The organism is Streptomyces sp. NPDC059788 (assembly GCF_042732265.1).
Classification (GTDB): domain Bacteria; phylum Actinomycetota; class Actinomycetes; order Streptomycetales; family Streptomycetaceae; genus Streptomyces.
Genome location: NZ_JBHWHY010000054.1, coordinates 34,137 through 46,945, shown reverse-complemented (window position 1 = coordinate 46,945; position 12,809 = coordinate 34,137). Strand labels below are relative to the sequence as shown.

Sequence of the window (12,809 nt, the reverse complement as noted above, 5' to 3'; positions counted from 1 at the left end):
GTCAGCGATAGCAGTACGAATCGGACGACGCGTCCCCGCCCTGCAAATGCGTCTGATGGACGCGCAGCCCGCGGAAGTCCTCGCCGTGCGGGAAGAAACGGGGGTCCGGGGTGAGGCCGCCGTGCTCCGTGTCGGCGTCGAGTTTGGCGAGCCAGGGGTGGATGCCGTCGGGGTAGAACTGGTCGTCCCACGCGCCGTACAGACTGTTGGTGAGGTACACCCGGCGCCCGTCGCGGCTGAGTTCGACCATCTGCGGGCCGCCGGTCAGCGGCAGGCCGGGGGCCGCCGGGTGCGGCTGCCGGGCGGTGATGCCGCCGAGCCGGACGGAGGCGGTCCTGCGGGGGTGGAAGGGGTCGCTGACATCGAACTGGAACAGCTCGCCGGTGCCCCAGGCCGACACATACAGCCAGCGGTCGTCCACCGACAGGTTGATGTCGGTGACCAGCGGCGGCACCGCGCCGAACGGCTTGAGCGCGGGCGGCAGCCCGTCCTCCTCGGCGGGCTCCGCCGGGATCGTGATGACCTTGTGCGCCGTGAACCGTCCGTCGTCCTCGCGGTGCCACAGCCACACCGAGGCCGACAGGTCCGCCACGCTCACCACGACGCCCGCGAAGCCCCACGTCGCCGCGGGATCGTGGGCCGGCCGCAGTTCCAGGACCATCTGGTGTTCGTCGCCCAGGTCGAGGCGTTGCAGGTGGCGGCCGGAGTCCAGCTCCCAGAAGTGCAGCGCGTGCCCGTAGGCGCGGCCGAGCAGCAGATCGGGGTCGACGCCGTTCTCGACCATCGACGGGGTGCCCCACTCGCTGGTCACCGCGATGTTGTGCCGAAGGTGCCACCAGACGTCGTAGGCCAGGCGCTGCGGGCCGCGGTCCGTCTCCCAGGCACGCAGTACGCCGAAGGTCTCGTGGTCGAGGAGCGCGACGCCGCCCGGACCGTCGTCGCCGTTCGCCCCGCCGAGGCAGGAGAGCAGCACACCGCCGGGGCCGCAGTGGAGGGTGTGCGGCCGTGAGTAGCCCGCCTTGTCGGCCAGTTCGGCGGGTTCGAGCACCTTCACCAGGCGGGGGCGGGCCGGGTCCGGCCGGGTGTCGAAGACGTGCAGCCGGGAGGAGCGCAGGCCCGGGGCCAGTAAGTAGCGCCGTTCGGGCTGGTGGTGCCCCTCGTGGGCGAGGGCGCTGGAGCACGCGTTCCAACCGAAGTGGTGGAGTTCGTCGCCCAGGCCGGGGACGTCGGCGAGGTGCAGCACCCGTCCGTAGGAATCCGACGCGGGGTCGGTGTCGACGACGATCAGCGCGTCCGGGCGCCGGGCGCCACGGTCGAAACCGACGACGTAGGCGAGTTTCTCCGGGGGAGCGGCGATGGCGTCGGAAGGGGTGCGGTAGAGGGTGGGGTCGGTGTGGGCGGCGTGCGAGGGCCGGCCGGCGTGATCGGAAGTGGTCATCCTGGGGCTCTCCTTGGCTCTGTGGCCGCCTCCTCGGCCCGTCGGCCGGCCGGGCGGGGGCCGCGCCGTGCTGTCCGTGCCGGGCGGCCGTATCGGCATGCGTGCGAACCGGTGCCGGCGGGGCGGCGCGCCCGGGCCCGGCTCCGCCATGGCTGCGAGCGTCGCACAGGGCGTTTTCGCCGCCAAGGGCGCGCCTGCCGCGGGCGGCCGGGCCGCGGCTGAAAGTCACTGCTGTGATGCCCCGTTGTCGGACCCGTGCGCAATGATCGCAAGTACGGACCGGCCGGATCCGACCGGTCGGTTCACGTGGAGTACGAGCCGTCGAAATCCGATGGTGGCAACGAGATCGACGAGATCGATGGGATACGGGGTAGCAATGCGACGATTGGGCACTGTGCTGACCGCGATCGTGCTGGCAGGCGCGGCGGTGTCGGCGACGACGGTGGCGGCGACGGCGGCACCGGCGACCGGGGCCGCGCCGTCGGCGAAGTGCGACACCGGCGACTGGGGGAGCGCCCTGAAGTCCGCCGACGCGGGTGACCACCAGCCGCTGACGAAGATCAGGACGGGGCAGCACGACTGCTACGACCGGATGGTCTTCGACATACCGACCGCGGGCGGCAAGCCGGTCGGATACCGGATCGGCTATGTCGACGCCCTCCACCAGGACGGCTCGGGCGACCGCATCCCGGTCGGCGGCGGGGCCATCCTGGAGATCCGGGTGGCGGCGCCGAGCTACGACCCGGGGACGGGCAAGTCGACGTACCCGGGCAAGGCGGGCAAGCCGCTTCCGGGCGTGGACATTAAGGGCTACCGGACCTTCAAGGACACCCGGTACGCGGCCAGTTTCGAGGGCGACACACAGATAGGTCTGGGAGTGCAGAAGCGGCTCCCGTTCCGTGTCGTCCAGCAGAAGGACAAGCTCATCGTGGATGTCGCCCACTCCTGAGCCGGGGCTGACGCACGGCCGTCGTGCCGCGGTCCGCGGGTGACGCGTTGACCGGGGGCGGTGCCGGTACAGACGATCGGCCCGCCCGTCGGCCAGGGGCGGTGCCGGTGCGGACGTCCGGCCCGCCCCTGGTTCGGGGTGCCGCGGAAGCGGGGCCGGCGGCTCCCGCCGCCCCTCACCCCTCCGGCACGATGCGCCCGACCACCATCTCCACCAGCTTGTCCAGGTCGCCGTCGGCGAGCATGTCGGGCAGCGTGAAGTGCTCCAGCAGCAGCCCCGTCATGGCGAGGTAGAGGACCAGCACGGTGTCCGCGTCGCCGGGCAGTCCGGAGTCCAGGTGGAACCGCACGCTCTCCTCGAAGGCGGTGCGCACGGCGCGGTTCAGTTCGGCCTGGAGGGCAGGGCGGCGGGTGGCTTCCAGGCGCAGTTCCAGCAGGGCCAGATAGCCGGTGCGCTCGTCGCTCATGCGGCGGACCAGCCACCGCATCAGGCCGGTGACCAGTTCCCGGTTCGGCTCCGGCCGCATCGCCTCGCCGACCTGCGCCGGGTCGGGTGTCATCCGTACGTGGATGCGGCTGCCCGCCTGGGTGAACAGGTCGTCCCTGCTCGCGAAGTAGTTGGACGCCGTACCGACCGGGACGCCCGCCTGGGCGTCGACCGCGCGGAAGGTGAGCCCGCGCGCCCCGTCGCGCGCCAGTACCTCGATGGCGGCGTCGACGAGAGCGGTCCTGCGCTCCGGGTTCTTGGCCATGCGTATCTCTCCTTACGGTCCCCCGCTGCGTGTCTCTCCGAACAAAAGGCTTGCGCAACCACTACACCTGAAGCACTATATGCGAAGTGGTCAAGCCGGGGGACACGTCCCGCGCCGCCACCGCCCCACCCTGGCCGCGATGCGCCCGCCGCATCGCCAGCGGAAACGAGGACCACTTTGCGCAAGCTCACCTACTTCGTGGCCTGCTCGATCGACGGCTTCATCGGCGACCCGAACGGTGACGCGTCGTCGATGATGCGCTACGTGAACGAGGAGTTCCTGGAGTTCCTCAAGACGGAATACCCGGAGACCGTCTCGGCCGAGGGCCGTGCCGTGCTGAACTTCCACGACGTCGAGAACCGGGAGTTCGACACGGTCGTCCAGGGGCGCGGCAGCTACCAGGTGGGGCTGGACGCCGGCCTCACCAGCCCGTACGGCCACCTGCGCGAGTACGTGGCCTCGCGCGGCCTGGACGAGTCGCCCGACCCGAACGTGCACCTGATCAGGGACGACCTCGTCGGCGCCGTCCGCGCCCTCAAGGCCGAGGAAAGCGGCCTGGGCATCTGGCTCTGCGGCGGCTCGCAGCTCGCGGGCGAGCTGCTCGACGAGGTCGACGAGCTGGTGATCAAGACCTACCCGGAGGTCTACGGCTCCGGCATGCCGATGTTCGGCGCGGACTTCGCGGTCACGGAGTTCACGCTGGACTCCGTCCGCGCCTTCGGCAACGGCGTACTGGTCAGGAAGTACACCCGCAAGCGCTGACCCGCTGCCCGACAAGAGCCCGGAGCGCCGCCCGGGCTCCTCGTCGCGTACCTGCGCCGTCCCGGACCGTGTCAGCGTCTTCCGTGGTGACCGGGTGTCCGCCGGTCTCAGGACGGCCGCGCCGCCACGACACCGATCGTGACCAGGGCCAGCACCACCCAGGAGAACCAGAGCCAGCCACTGCCGCCCAGCGCCGCGGTGTAGGCCGTCGCCACGACCAGCCCGCCGACCGTGCACGCTGCCATCGCCTTACTGGATCGGGGCATCCCCGCAACCTCCTCACGGCGGCCCGGCAGCGCAACGCCACGGGCCGCGGCCTTGAGGACATCGTCCCCGGCCGCGGCCCGTACCGCCAGCTCCCGTGCGTGACCTGTGGTCACCCGCCGGTCACCCGGCGCGTCCGCCCTGACCGCGGGCCTGGAGCGAGGCCAGGTACGCGTTGTAGGCGGCCAGCTCCTGGTCGCCGTCCCGCGCCGCCGCGCGGTCCTTGCGCTGGTTCTGCCGCTCCTCGGACTTGTACCACTGGTACAGCAGCGCGACGAGCACCAGCACCGACGGGATCTCGCTGAAGGCCCAGGCGATGCCGCCGGCCGCGCTCTGGTCGCTCAGCGCGTCGATCCCCAGGGAGGCCGGCGGGTTCTCGAACGTCTTGATCATCGTCTCGGTGCCCATCATCAGGGCGATACCGAAGAACGCGTGGAAGGGCATCCCCGCGAACAGCTCCAGCATCCGCATCACGTACCCCGGCCGGTGCGGCCCCGGGTCCACACCCATGATCGGCCAGAAGAAGACCAGGCCGACCGCGAGGAAGTGCACCATCATCGCGATGTGCCCGGCCCTGGACTGCATCAGGAAGTCGAACAGCGGCGTGAAGTACAGCGCGTACAGGCTCGCGATGAACATCGGGATGGTGAACGCCGCGTGCGTGATCACCCGCATGTACCGGCTGTGCAGCAGCGCCACCAGCAGTTCCCGCGGGCCCTTGCGGCCCCGCCCGGCCGCGGGCAGCGCCCGCAGCGTCAGCGTCACCGGCGCGCCGAGCAGCAGCAGGATCGGCGACAGCATGCTGATCACCATGTGCTGCACCATGTGCACGCTGAACATGGCCATGCCGTAGTCGTTGAGCTTGGTGCACATCACCAGCGCCACCGTCACGACCCCGACGACCCAGGCGACCGTCCGGCCCACCGGCCAGTGGTCACCGCGCCGCCGCAGCCGCAGCACCGCCCAGCCGTACAGAATCAGCCCCACCAGGCAGCCGACGAGGAAGAACGGGTCTCCGCCGAACTCCATGCCGCGCCCCAGCGTGAACGGCGGCAGATCCATGTCCATGCCGTGCCCGCCGTGATCCATCCGCTCGCTCCTGATTCGTACCGATACTCCGCGACCAGACTAGAACCGCCCCCGGCCGGGGCCACGGCCGGGGGCGGTCCGGACCGCCGGGTGGCGGACCGCGGGGAGTTACAGCACGCACTCCGCCTCGGCGTACCGCTCGGCGGGCACCGTCTTGAGCGTCTCCACGGCCTCGGCCAGCGGCACCAGCGTGATGTCCGTACCGCGCAGCGCCGTCATCATCCCGAACGCGCCGCGGTGCGCCGCCTCCACCGCGTGCCACCCGAAGCGGGTCGCCAGCACCCGGTCGTACGCGGTCGGCGTGCCGCCCCGCTGCACATGGCCCAGGATCACCGCGCGGGCCTCCTTGCCGAGCCGCCGCTCCAGCTCCAGGGACAGCTGCCGGGCCACCCCGGCGAACCGCTCGTGCCCGTAGACGTCGGTGCCGCCCACGTCGAAGGCCATCGAGCCCTCGCGCGGCTTGGCGCCCTCGGCGACCACCACGATCGCGAACTTCTTGCCCGCCTCGAAGCGCTCACCGACCTTGCGGGTCAGCTCCGCCACGTCGAACGGGCGCTCCGGCACGACGATGGCGTGCGCGCCCGCCGCCATCCCGGAGTGCAGCGCGATCCAGCCGGTGTGCCGGCCCATGACCTCGACGATCAGTACGCGCTGGTGCGACTCCGCGGTGGTCTTCAGACGGTCCAGCGCGTCGGTGGCCACGCCCACCGCCGTGTCGAAGCCGAAGGTGACGTCGGTCGCGGCGATGTCGTTGTCGATGGTCTTGGGCACGCCGACGATCGGCAGCCCGGCGTCGGACAGCAGCCGGGCCGCCTTCAGCGTCCCCTCGCCGCCGATCGGGATGATCGCGTCCAGGCCCAGGTCGGCCACGTGCCCGCGGGCCCGCTCCACCCCGTCGCGCAGCTGCGCGGGCTGCACCCGGGAGGAGCCCAGGATGGTGCCGCCGCGCGCCAGGATGCCCCCTACGGCCTCCAGGTCCAGTTTGCGGTAGTCGCACTCCAGCAGGCCCTTCCAGCCGTCCCGGAACCCGATCACCTCGTCGCCGTGGTCGGCGGTGGCGCGGTGGACGACGGAGCGGATGACGGCGTTCAGCCCGGGGCAGTCGCCGCCGGAGGTGAGCACACCAATACGCATTGTTTCGCAGACCCTCTGCACATCAGAGCCTGCCCGCCGGGCCACGGCCGGGCGCGGGCGCAGGCTCTCGACCGGACGCCCGGACTCCGTCGTCCGGTTGGATGGCGCTCACCCTACAAGCGCAGGGGCCCTGCGGTACACGTACGCCCGCAGTGCGGACACCGCGGGCGTACGGAAGTGCGGCGAATCGTTACGCGGGCTGCGTGGCCGCGGCGATCCGCTCCTGCCGCAGCGCCTCGTACCAGCGGTCGTCGGCCGGGGGCAGCGCGTTGACGTCCAGCGCCAGCTTGATCAGCAGGTCGGCGATGTGCGGGTTGCGGGCCATGACGGGGCCGTGCATGTACGTACCGAAGACGGTGTCGTTGTACGCGCCCTCGTAGCCGTCGCCGACGCCGTTGCCCTTGCCGAAGCGGACCCGGGCGAACGGGCGGGCCGTCTGCCCGAGGTGGGTCACGCCCTGGTGGTTCTCGAAACCGGTCAGCGGCGGCAGGTTGAGCTGGGGGTCGATGTCGCCCAGCACGTCACCGACGCACCGCTCGCCCTCGCCGCGGGTGCTCACCACGTCCAGCAGGCCCAGGCCCTGCTCCCGCTCCCCGAGGTCGTTGATGAACTCGTGGCCCAGGATCTGGTAGCCGGCGCACACCGAGAAGACGATCGCGCCGTTGGAGACCGCGCGGTTCAGGCCGCCGTCGCGGCGCAGCCGCTCCGCCGCCAGCCGCTGCGGCCGGTCCTCGCCGCCGCCGATCAGGTAAATGTCGCCGGAGGTGGGGATCTGCTGGTCGGAACGGACGTCGAGGCGCTGGACGTCCAGGCCGCGCTGGCGGGCCCGGCGCTCCACCACCAGGGCGTTGCCCTGGTCCCCGTAGGTGCTCAGCAGGTCCGGGTAGATCCACACCAGCCGCAGGCTGTTGTCACTCATGCTCGCTCGTCCTTGTCGTGAAGGTCGCTGGTTCACGTCAGTTCCCCACCCGTCGGCGAAGGTCCTGGAAGGCCGTGTAGTTGGCGATGACCTCGATACGGCCCGGAGGAGCCGACTGCACCGCCTCGTCCACCGTGTCACACACCCGGAAGTCCAGGCCCGCGACCTCCAGGCGGACCGCCAGGTCCAGCTTGCGGTCGCCGATCACGAAGATCGGGTGACCGGCCAGCCGGGTGTAGTCGACGTCCCACAGCCAGGAGGTGTCCGTGCCGTCCGCGCCCCGCGCGTTCACCGAAAGGATCACCGGCGTCGGCGGCGGATCGATCAGCGAGAACGTCTCCAGCCAGCCCGCCGGGTTCTTCGCCAGCAGCAGGCGCAGGTCCCGCTGCATGAACGACACCACGTCGTAGCGGCCCGCGACCGCCTGGACCGAGTACATCCGCTCCAGCGCGACCTGCGGCGGCACGCCGAACGCCGCGGCGACCGCCGCCGACGTCGTCGCGTTCGCCTTGTTCGCCCGGCCCGGCAGCTGGAGCCGGATCGGCCAGGCGCTGCCGTGCGGGTCGAGCACGTGGTCGCCGGAGAGCGCCCAGCTCGGCGTCGGACGGCGGAAGCCGCACTCGCCGCAGAACCAGTCGTCGCCGGGGCGCTGCATCACACCGCCGCACGACGGGCACGACCAGGCGTCGTCCTTCCACTCCTGGCCCGCCGCGACCCACACCACGTTCGCCGACGACGAGGCCGCCCACACGATCAGCGGGTCGTCGCAGTTGGCGATGATCAGCGCCTTGGAGCCGGAGAGCCCCTCCCGCCAGTGCTCGGCCAGCATCCGGGTCTCCGCGGCGCGGTCGAGCTGGTCGCGCGAGAGGTTCAGCAGCGCTATGGCCTTGGGCGTCACGTCCCGCGCCACGCCCGCCAGGTACTTCTCGTCCACCTCGATCACGCCGAAGCGGGCGTCGGAGCCGCCGGCCAGCGCGGAGGTGATGCCCGCCGGCATGTTGGCGCCGAGCGCGTTGGAGACCACCGGGCCGCTGGCCCGCAGCGCCTCCGCGATCAGCCGCGTCGTGGTCGTCTTTCCGTTGGTCGCCGACACCAGCACCACGTCCAGGTGCCGGGCGAGCCGGGCCAGCAGGTCGGGGTCGAGCCGGAGCGCCACCTTGCCGCCGATCACCGATCCGCTGCCGCGGCCCGCCGCGCGCGACACCGCCGCCGCGGCCTTGCCCGCCGTCACGGCCAGCTTGGCCCGCGGCGACAGCGGCTCCGTGTTGCCTGCCATCGTCCTTGATCCTCCTTGCATCCGGCGCCCTCCCGCCCTTGGGGCTGCCGGTGGAACGCCTCCTCCGGAGCCGATGACCGGCCGGAGGCTTCGGTCGGGGATCAGCCTATCGAGATCCGGCGGCGGCCCCGAATCCCGCTACCCGTGCCGCGACCCCGGCACCCCGCGACGACCTGCGTCGTCGTACGGTGCAGAACGTACGCTTACCCCCATGCGTTCCCGCTCCATCCCCGGCAGCTCCGGCCGCCCGCGCCCCCTGCGCCTGCTCGGCGACCCGGCCCTGGCCGAGGCCTGCCGGGACGTCACCGACTTCGACGCCGGGCTCGCCGCGCTGGTCGAGGACATGTTCGCGACGATGTACGCGGCCCGCGGGGTCGGCCTGGCGGCCAACCAGATCGGCGTGCCGCTGCGGGTGTTCGTCTACGACTGCCCGGACGACGAGGACCGCCGGCACCTCGGACACCTCGTCAACCCGCGCCTGGTGGAGGCCGACGGCGTCCTGGTGCGCGGTCCGGAGGGCTGCCTGTCGGTGCCGGGCATCGAGGCCGGCACTCCGCGGCACGACCACGCGGTGGTGGAGGGGTTCAGCGTGACGGGCGAGCCGCGCACCGTGGCCGGCACCGGCTTCTTCGCCCGCTGCCTCCAGCACGAGTGCGACCACCTCCGGGGCGGTCTCTACCTCGACCACCTCACCGGCCTGCGCCGCCGCCGGGCCCTGCGGGCCGCGGCCCGCGCGCCGTGGGCAGGACGCGAGCGGGCGACGGGCGCGTAGGCCCCCAAGGTCCTCGCAGGGGCTCAGAACCCGGGCCCGTCCAGCCGGTCCCCGGCCGCCGCCAGCCGCCCCCACAGCAGGTCGGCCAGGTGCTGCACCAACTGTGCCCGCGAGCAGGGGCGTTCGCGCAGCCACCAGTCGCCGGCCGCGTGCATCATGCCGACGATGCCGTGGCCCCAGACCCGGGCCAGCTCCTCGCCGCCCGGCCCCAGGTCCAGCCGCTCGCCTATGACCTGTGCCAGTTCCTCGCCGAGCCGGCGCAGCAGCGGCGCGGAGTGCCGGCCGACGTCGAAGCCGGTGTCCTTGTCGGCGCTCTGCCCCTCGTCGGCGGGGTGCATCAGGAAGCGGTAGACCTGCGGGCGGGTCTCGATCGCGGTCAGGTACGTGTCGAGCGTCGCCTCGACGCGGTCCCGGCGCGGTACGGGGGAGTCCAGCGCCGCCCGCAGTCCGTCCAGCAGCGCGTCGGTGTGCCGTACGGCCAGGGCCCGGTAGAGCCCGCCCTTGTCGCCGAAGTGCCGGTAGAGGATCGGCTTGGTGATCCCGGCCTCCGCCGCGATGGCGTTCATCGAGGCGTCGGGGCCGTCGCGCAGCACCACCCGGTCGGCGGCCTCCAGGAGTTCGCGGCGCCGCCGCTCGGTCGCGGTCTGCTGCCGCCGTACCGTGTGCGGCGGGTCCGTCGCGGCGCCGTGCCCCGCGGCAGGCTGCTCCACCGCCGTGGCCTGCTGACCGCCGTCGTGCTGGGTGTTTTCCATGTCCCACTCCCCGCCCTTGTGAATCCGTGACGCTCGCGCAACGTAACACCCGCGCTGTGCGGCGATCGCGGGACCGGGGGAGTTGACAGCGCCTACTGACGGGTAACAGACTCAGGTTACCGCAAGTAACATTCTCGGGGGTGCTACCCGGGAACGCAGCGCTGGAGGGGTCATGGCCGAGTTCACCATGGAGCTGAGCGACGAGCAGAAGGAGGTCCGGGACTGGATCCACGGCTTCGCCGCCGACGTCATGCGCCCCGCGGCCGCCGAGTGGGACGAGCGCGAGGAGACCCCCTGGCCCGTGATCCAGGAAGCCGCCAAGATCGGCCTGTACTCGCTCGACTTCTACGCCCAGCAGTTCTTCGACCCGTCCGGCCTCGGCATCCCCATGGCCATGGAGGAACTGTTCTGGGGCGACGCCGGCATCGGCCTGTCGATCGTCGGCACCGGCCTGGCCGCCGTCGGCGTGCTGGCCAACGGCACCGAGGAGCAGATCGGCACCTGGATTCCGCAGATGTACGGCGACGCCGCCGACGTGAAGGTCGCCGCCTTCTGCTCCTCCGAGCCGGACGCGGGCTCAGACGTCTCCGCGATGCGCACCCGTGCCGTCTACGACGAGGCCAAGGACGAGTGGGTGCTCAACGGCACCAAGACCTGGGCGACCAACGGGGGTATCGCGGGCGTCCACGTCGTCGTCGCGGTTGTCGACCCCGAACTCGGCCCCAAGGGCCACGCCTCCTTCATCGTCCCGCCGGAGACGCCCGGCCTGTCCCAGGGCCAGAAGTTCAAGAAGCACGGCATCCGCGCCTCGCACACCGCCGAGGTCGTCCTGGAGGACGTCCGGGTGCCCGGCCACTGCCTGCTCGGCGGCAAGGAGAAGCTGGACGAGCGCCTGGCGCGGGCCCGGGAGCGGGCAAAGAACCCGGGTGGTGAACGTGTGAAGAACGCCGCCATGGCGACCTTCGAGGCGTCCCGCCCGGCGGTCGGTGCCCAGGCCGTCGGCATCGCCCGCGCCGCGTACGAGGTCGCCCTCGACTACGCCAAGGACCGCGTCCAGTTCGGCCGCCCGATCATCGACAACCAGGGCGTCGCCTTCCAGCTGGCCGACATGCGCACCCAGATCGACGCCGCCCGCCTCCTGGTCTGGCGTGCCTCCTGGATGGCCACCGCCGGCAGGCCGTTCACCTCCGCCGAGGGCTCCATGTCCAAGCTGTTCGCCGGCGAGACCGCCAAGAAGGTGACCGCCCAGGCCATGCAGATCCTCGGCGGCAACGGCTACACCCGCGAGTACCCGGTCGAACGGATGCACCGCGACGCGGCCATCTACACCATCTTCGAAGGCACCAGCGAGATCCAGCGCCTGGTCATCGCCCGGACGGTGGCGGGAGTTCCGATCCGCTAGCCGTAGCGCGGACCCGTCCGCCGGAGCGGGCCCGGCAGTAGCGTGGCCCCGTCCCGACGGACGGGGCGCCACGGCCTCGTGGCGCCCCGTACCAGGCGAGGTCCACGACGCCGCACGCGCGCTCCGGCGGCCCGCTCAGGCGGCCACATCCTGCCGCGGCACCACCTTGAACACGTCACCGTGCGCGGAGTACACCACGTGCACGTCCTCACCGGCGGCGCGCAGCACCTCCACCACCGCGTCCAGCATCGGCAGCGACCGGGCGCTGCCCGCGGGCAGCTGGCGGGGCAGCGACACCTCGGGCGCGCTGAGCGGTTCTTCAACGACGTTCATGACACCAGTCCCATCTCGGCACGGAACATCCCCCCGTCGGCACCACCGCGCCGTCGGCGTTGCCAGCATGCGACACGGCGATGAACAGAAGCTCAACGCCCTGTTGAACGGCGTCAATCGACCCGCCGGTCGGCTACTCGCCGGTTGCGCCGGGTGCGCCCGGCCCGCGGAGACTCACGGTGCCGACGCCGCGGCGACCGCGCGGACGTACGCCTCCGGGTTGTCCAGCATGATGTTGTGCCCGCAGTCCGGCACCGCCACCACCCGCACGCCCGCCGCGGTCAGCTCGTCGGCGCCCGGCAGCGGCCCGTCGGCCTCGGGCAGCAGGAACGTGCGCGGGATCGTCAGCTTCACCAGCAGCTCGCGCATCACCGGTTCGCTGCCCCTGGTGAGGTGCACCGCGCTGCGGTGCAGCGCCTCCAGCCCGGCCAGCCGCATCGTGGACCACCAGTGCGGGCCCGCGGCGTCGCGTATCCGCTCCCAGCCGCCCGCGACGAACTCCTCCTCGGAGAGCGCGGCGATGCCGCCGCTGCCCGGCCGGCCCCGGCGCGGCTCGATCCGGTCCAGGTTGGCGTCGACGAGGACGAGCCGCGCCACCAGGTCCGGGTGCCGGTGGGCGAGCACGATGGCCACCGAGCCGCCCATGCTGTGGGCGATCACCTCCGCCGCGCTCACCCCGGCGGCCCGGAGCGCCTCCGCGACGGCGTCGGCGTGTGCTTCGAGGGTGTACGAGAAGGTGGTGGGCCGGTCGCTGATGCCGAAGCCGAGCAGGTCGAGCAGGAGCGAGCGGCGGCCGGCCAGCAGCGGGTGCACGGCCGTCCCGGCGAAGTAGGCGGGCGAGGTGGCGCCGAGACCGTGCAGGTAGACACGGACCGGCTGCTCGCCGGGCAGCTCGGCCCAGCGGATACGGTCGCCCTCGGGGGTCACCACGGCGTTGCGCACGGTCGCCTCTTCTCCTGTTCGTCGGG

General features: G+C 72.2%; 14 protein-coding genes. 4 read left to right on the top strand and 10 right to left on the bottom strand.

What is annotated here, in order from left to right:
• Position 1 precedes the first annotated feature (1 nt).
• Entirely contained in the window at positions 2-1,438 is a 1,437-nt protein-coding gene (locus tag ACFV57_RS35260; RefSeq protein WP_385240761.1) for a selenium-binding protein SBP56-related protein, read from the bottom strand.
• Between the two features lie 376 nt (positions 1,439-1,814).
• On the opposite strand from ACFV57_RS35260, the gene ACFV57_RS35255 reads away from it, so the two are divergent.
• Positions 1,815-2,387, top strand: coding sequence for a hypothetical protein (locus ACFV57_RS35255; protein WP_385240758.1), 573 nt, complete (start codon positions 1,815-1,817; stop codon positions 2,385-2,387).
• Between the two features lie 175 nt (positions 2,388-2,562).
• Here the strand turns inward: ACFV57_RS35255 and ACFV57_RS35250 are convergent, their stop codons facing one another.
• Positions 2,563-3,138 (bottom strand): TetR/AcrR family transcriptional regulator, encoded by a 576-nt coding sequence (locus tag ACFV57_RS35250; protein ID WP_385240756.1) that lies wholly within the window; start codon positions 3,136-3,138, stop codon positions 2,563-2,565.
• A 177-nt stretch (positions 3,139-3,315) separates the two neighbouring features.
• On the opposite strand from ACFV57_RS35250, the gene ACFV57_RS35245 reads away from it, so the two are divergent.
• The gene (locus ACFV57_RS35245; protein ID WP_385240753.1) at positions 3,316-3,900 is read left to right on the top strand and encodes a dihydrofolate reductase family protein; all 585 of its coding nucleotides are present in this window, start codon (positions 3,316-3,318) and stop codon (positions 3,898-3,900) included.
• A gap of 107 nt (positions 3,901-4,007) precedes the next feature.
• Here ACFV57_RS35245 and ACFV57_RS35240 read toward each other — a convergent pair whose 3' ends face one another.
• From ACFV57_RS35240 to ACFV57_RS35220, 5 genes are all read right to left on the bottom strand, one after another.
• Complete coding sequence (locus ACFV57_RS35240) at positions 4,008-4,166, bottom strand: hypothetical protein (RefSeq protein WP_385240750.1); 159 nt, start codon at positions 4,164-4,166, stop codon at positions 4,008-4,010.
• Between the two features lie 121 nt (positions 4,167-4,287).
• On the bottom strand, positions 4,288-5,253 hold the full coding sequence (locus ACFV57_RS35235) for a cytochrome c oxidase assembly protein (protein WP_385240747.1): 966 nt from the start codon (positions 5,251-5,253) through the stop codon (positions 4,288-4,290).
• A gap of 108 nt (positions 5,254-5,361) precedes the next feature.
• Complete coding sequence (locus ACFV57_RS35230; protein ID WP_385240744.1) at positions 5,362-6,387, bottom strand: 6-phosphofructokinase; 1,026 nt, start codon at positions 6,385-6,387, stop codon at positions 5,362-5,364.
• A 190-nt stretch (positions 6,388-6,577) separates the two neighbouring features.
• Entirely contained in the window at positions 6,578-7,306 is a 729-nt protein-coding gene (locus ACFV57_RS35225; RefSeq protein WP_073762623.1) for a type 1 glutamine amidotransferase, read from the bottom strand.
• Positions 7,307-7,343: 37 nt separating this feature from the next.
• Positions 7,344-8,582 (bottom strand): MurT ligase domain-containing protein, encoded by a 1,239-nt coding sequence (locus ACFV57_RS35220; protein ID WP_073762624.1) that lies wholly within the window; start codon positions 8,580-8,582, stop codon positions 7,344-7,346.
• A gap of 211 nt (positions 8,583-8,793) precedes the next feature.
• Between ACFV57_RS35220 and def the strand changes: the two genes are divergently transcribed.
• Entirely contained in the window at positions 8,794-9,354 is a 561-nt protein-coding gene (gene def, locus ACFV57_RS35215; protein WP_385240740.1) for a peptide deformylase, read from the top strand.
• Between the two features lie 23 nt (positions 9,355-9,377).
• Here the strand turns inward: def and ACFV57_RS35210 are convergent, their stop codons facing one another.
• Positions 9,378-10,106, bottom strand: coding sequence for a TetR family transcriptional regulator (locus tag ACFV57_RS35210; protein WP_385240737.1), 729 nt, complete (start codon positions 10,104-10,106; stop codon positions 9,378-9,380).
• Between the two features lie 172 nt (positions 10,107-10,278).
• On the opposite strand from ACFV57_RS35210, the gene ACFV57_RS35205 reads away from it, so the two are divergent.
• Positions 10,279-11,508, top strand: coding sequence for an acyl-CoA dehydrogenase family protein (locus ACFV57_RS35205; protein ID WP_385240734.1), 1,230 nt, complete (start codon positions 10,279-10,281; stop codon positions 11,506-11,508).
• A 135-nt stretch (positions 11,509-11,643) separates the two neighbouring features.
• Here the strand turns inward: ACFV57_RS35205 and ACFV57_RS35200 are convergent, their stop codons facing one another.
• Positions 11,644-11,841: a hypothetical protein gene (locus tag ACFV57_RS35200; protein ID WP_385240731.1), complete on the bottom strand. Its 198-nt coding sequence runs from the start codon at positions 11,839-11,841 to the stop codon at positions 11,644-11,646.
• A gap of 174 nt (positions 11,842-12,015) precedes the next feature.
• Positions 12,016-12,783 (bottom strand): alpha/beta fold hydrolase, encoded by a 768-nt coding sequence (locus tag ACFV57_RS35195; protein WP_385240728.1) that lies wholly within the window; start codon positions 12,781-12,783, stop codon positions 12,016-12,018.
• Between the last annotated feature and the right edge of the window lie 26 nt (positions 12,784-12,809).

Excerpts from the sequence above, each read along its gene's own strand:
- ACFV57_RS35255 (WP_385240758.1), top strand. The coding sequence starts at position 1,815 with ATGCGACGATTGGGCACTGTGCTGACCGCGATCGTGCTGGCAGGCGCG.
- ACFV57_RS35210 (WP_385240737.1), bottom strand. The coding sequence starts at position 10,106 with ATGGAAAACACCCAGCACGACGGCGGTCAGCAGGCCACGGCGGTGGAG.
- ACFV57_RS35235 (WP_385240747.1), bottom strand. The coding sequence starts at position 5,253 with ATGGATCACGGCGGGCACGGCATGGACATGGATCTGCCGCCGTTCACG.
- ACFV57_RS35260 (WP_385240761.1), bottom strand. The coding sequence starts at position 1,438 with ATGACCACTTCCGATCACGCCGGCCGGCCCTCGCACGCCGCCCACACC.
- ACFV57_RS35240 (WP_385240750.1), bottom strand. The coding sequence starts at position 4,166 with ATGCCCCGATCCAGTAAGGCGATGGCAGCGTGCACGGTCGGCGGGCTG.
- ACFV57_RS35205 (WP_385240734.1), top strand. The coding sequence starts at position 10,279 with ATGGCCGAGTTCACCATGGAGCTGAGCGACGAGCAGAAGGAGGTCCGG.
- ACFV57_RS35200 (WP_385240731.1), bottom strand. The coding sequence starts at position 11,841 with ATGAACGTCGTTGAAGAACCGCTCAGCGCGCCCGAGGTGTCGCTGCCC.
- ACFV57_RS35220 (WP_073762624.1), bottom strand. The coding sequence starts at position 8,582 with ATGGCAGGCAACACGGAGCCGCTGTCGCCGCGGGCCAAGCTGGCCGTG.
- ACFV57_RS35230 (WP_385240744.1), bottom strand. The coding sequence starts at position 6,387 with ATGCGTATTGGTGTGCTCACCTCCGGCGGCGACTGCCCCGGGCTGAAC.
- def (WP_385240740.1), top strand. The coding sequence starts at position 8,794 with ATGCGTTCCCGCTCCATCCCCGGCAGCTCCGGCCGCCCGCGCCCCCTG.
- ACFV57_RS35225 (WP_073762623.1), bottom strand. The coding sequence starts at position 7,306 with ATGAGTGACAACAGCCTGCGGCTGGTGTGGATCTACCCGGACCTGCTG.
- ACFV57_RS35250 (WP_385240756.1), bottom strand. The coding sequence starts at position 3,138 with ATGGCCAAGAACCCGGAGCGCAGGACCGCTCTCGTCGACGCCGCCATC.